Source organism: Sporocytophaga myxococcoides (assembly GCF_000775915.1).
Classification (GTDB): domain Bacteria; phylum Bacteroidota; class Bacteroidia; order Cytophagales; family Cytophagaceae; genus Sporocytophaga; species Sporocytophaga myxococcoides_A.
The window spans coordinates 1-3306 of sequence record NZ_BBLT01000024.1 but is presented as its reverse complement, the minus strand read 5'-3'; the positions used below and the strand labels follow the sequence as shown (position 1 = coordinate 3306).

Sequence of the window (3306 nt, the reverse complement as noted above, 5' to 3'; positions counted from 1 at the left end):
AGAAAGCGATTTAACCACATGCAGTATCCAATGCATCAGAGCTCAAGAGCCGTTGAGACTGATAAAATTTTGGGTAAAATACTGACAAAAGTTCTTTGACATGCTGAGAAAGAGTATACTAAGACACATAGTCAAAAATATAAGCATAATAGCGAAATTAAATAACGAGAAAGTTACTTAAGGGCGTATGGGGAATGCCTAGGCTCTCAGAGGCGAAGAAGGACGTGCCAAGCTGCGATAAACCACGGGGATCTGCTGAGAAGAATTGATCCGTGGGTGTCCGAATGGGGAAACCCGATATTCTGAAGGGATATCATCCGAAAGGAAGCGAACCCCGGGAACTGAAACATCTAAGTACCGGGAGGAAGAGAAAACAAATAGTGATTCCGTAAGTAGTGGCGAGCGAACGCGGAAAAGCCCAAACCTAAATTGTTAAGGCAATTTAGGGGTTGTAGGACCACGACGTTGTTGCGTAAATGAACTTAAACTACATGGGAAGGTAGACCAGAGAAGGTGAAAGTCCTGTCAAGGTAAGTTTGCGTAATATAGTGGTATCCTGAGTAGGGCGGGGTTGGAGACGCCCCGTCTGAAACTGCCAGCACCATCTGGTAAGGCTAAATACTACTGAGAGACCGATAGTGAACCAGTACTGTGAAGGAAAGGTGAAAAGTACCCTGAATAAGGGGGTGAAATAGAACCTGAAACCGTACGCTTACAACCTGTCGGAGGGGTTATTACCCTGACGGCGTGCCTTTTGCATAATGAGCCTACGAGTTACTCCTCACTGGCAAGGTTAAGATTATATATAATCGGAGCCGGAGCGAAAGCGAGTCTGAACAGGGCGTTCAGTCAGTGGGGGTAGACGCGAAACTTTGTGATCTACCCATGACCAGGATGAAGTGTCGGTAACACGACATGGAGGTCCGAACTGGTAAACGTTGAAAAGTTTTCGGATGAGTTGTGGGTAGGGGTGAAAGGCTAATCAAACTGAGAAATAGCTCGTACTCCTCGAAATGTTTTTAGGAACAGCCTTGTGGTCGAGTCTGAAAGAGGTAGAGCTACCAATAGGACTAGGGGGAGTCAAATCCTACCAAATCCTGATGAACTCCGAATGCTTTCAGATATACACAGGAGTGAGGGCTGGGGTGCTAAGGTCCCAGTCCAAAAGGGAAAGAACCCGGATCAACAGCTAAGGTCCCCAAATCTATTCTAAGTTGAACTAAGGAGGTTCAGCTGCAGAGACAGCCAGGAGGTTTGCTTGGAAGCAGCAATTCCTTTAAAGAGTGCGTAACAGCTCACTGGTCGAGCGGCAGAGCATCGATAATAAACGGGCATCAAGAATAGTACCGAAGCTTTGGGTTTGCAGCAATGCAAGCGGTAGAGGAGCATTCCAAACAGCGGCGAAGGCGAATCGTAAGGTTTGTTGGAGCGTTTGGAAAAGCAAATGTAGGCATAAGTAACGATAAAATAGGTGAGAAACCTATTCGCCGATAGACTAAGGTTTCCTGATCAACGTTAATCGGATCAGGGTTAGTCGGGGCCTAAGGAAAAGCCGAAAGGTGTATTCGATGGACAACTGGTTAATATTCCAGTACTTGCATTAAGAGCGATGGAGAGACGGAGTAGTGAAAGGTCTGCGCACGGACGGAAGTGTGCGTTAAAGCCAGTAGGTATAAGTTTTGTAGGAAAATCCGCAAGACTTGCTGAAGGTGAAAGTACCGTGAGGCTTCGGCCAAATGGATAATGACCCTAAACAGACTTCCAAGAAAATCTTCTAAGCATATTTTAATGGAACCCGTACCGCAAACCGACACAGGTAGTCAAGGAGAGAATCCTGAGGCGCTCGAGTGAATCACGGCCAAGGAACTCGGCAAAATCACCCTGTAACTTCGGGAGAAGGGGAGCCTACCCAGCGATGGGAGGTCGCAGAGAAATGGCCCAGGCGACTGTTTAACAAAAACACATGGCTTTGCGAAATCGAAAGATGAAGTATAAGGCCTGACACCTGCCCGGTGCTGGAAGGTTAAGGGGGGAGGTTAGCAGCAATGCGACGCCTTGAACTGAAGCCCCAGTAAACGGCGGCCGTAACTATAACGGTCCTAAGGTAGCGAAATTCCTTGTCGGGTAAGTTCCGACCTGCACGAATGGTGTAACGATCTGGGCGCTGTCTCAGCCGTGAGCTCGGTGAAATTGTAGTCCCGGTGAAGATGCCGGGTACCCGCAACGGGACGGAAAGACCCCATGAACCTTCACTATAGCTTTACATTGACTCTGGGTAAAGGATGTGTAGGATAGGTGGGAGGCTGTGAACTGGTGCCGCTAGGTATCGGGGAGCCAACGTTGAAATACCACCCTTTCTTTACTTGGAGTCTAATCCCAAGCATTTGGGAGACAATGTATGGTGGGTAGTTTGACTGGGGTGGTCGCCTCCAAAAAAGTAACGGAGGCTTTCAAAGGTACCCTCAGCACGCTTGGTAACCGTGCGTAGAGTGCAATAGCAAAAGGGTGCTTGACTGTGAGACAGACAAGTCGATCAGGAACGAAAGTTGGATATAGTGATCCGGTGGTTCCGCATGGAAGGGCCATCGCTCAAAGGATAAAAGGTACTCTGGGGATAACAGGCTGATCTCCCCCAAGAGCTCACATCGACGGGGAGGTTTGGCACCTCGATGTCGGCTCGTCACATCCTGGGGCTGGAGAAGGTCCCAAGGGTTCGGCTGTTCGCCGATTAAAGTGGCACGCGAGCTGGGTTCAGAACGTCGTGAGACAGTTCGGTCCCTATCTGTTGTGGGCGTAAGAAGCTTGAGAGGACCTGACCTTAGTACGAGAGGACCGGGTTGGACGAACCGCTAGTGTATCTGTTGTGCCGCCAGGTGCAGCGCAGAGTAGCTACGTTCGGTCGAGATAAGCGCTGAAAGCATCTAAGTGCGAAACTCACCTCAAGATGAGGCTTCTTTATAAGGGTCGTCAAAGACGATGACGTTGATAGGTTGCAGGTGTAAAGACAGTAATGTCCTAAGCTGAGCAATACTAATTACCCGTAGACTTTCCGTTAGCGCTGTGTGTTATAGTATATATCTTTTTCTCAGATGTTGTCATGACCTTAAACAAAAGGTTTAAGAGTCAAAAAAAATAGAAATATTAAAAACCTTAATGGTGATTATAGCGCGGGTGTTCACCTCTTCCCATTCCGAACAGAGAAGTTAAGCCCCGTGGCGCTGATGGTACTAGGATAACACCCGGGAGAGTAGGTAGTCGCCAACCTTATTATTATAAAGCTCTAAACTATGGTTTAGAGCTTTTTTT

The 3306-nt window shown here is 47.9% G+C and carries 2 rRNA genes; both read left to right on the top strand.

Annotation, left to right across the window (positions count from 1 at the left end):
• Positions 1-166: 166 nt before the first annotated feature.
• Positions 167-3054 (top strand): 23S ribosomal RNA (locus MYP_RS24500).
• A gap of 98 nt (positions 3055-3152) precedes the next feature.
• Positions 3153-3264, top strand: a 5S ribosomal RNA gene (gene rrf, locus MYP_RS24495).
• Positions 3265-3306: the final 42 nt, after the last annotated feature.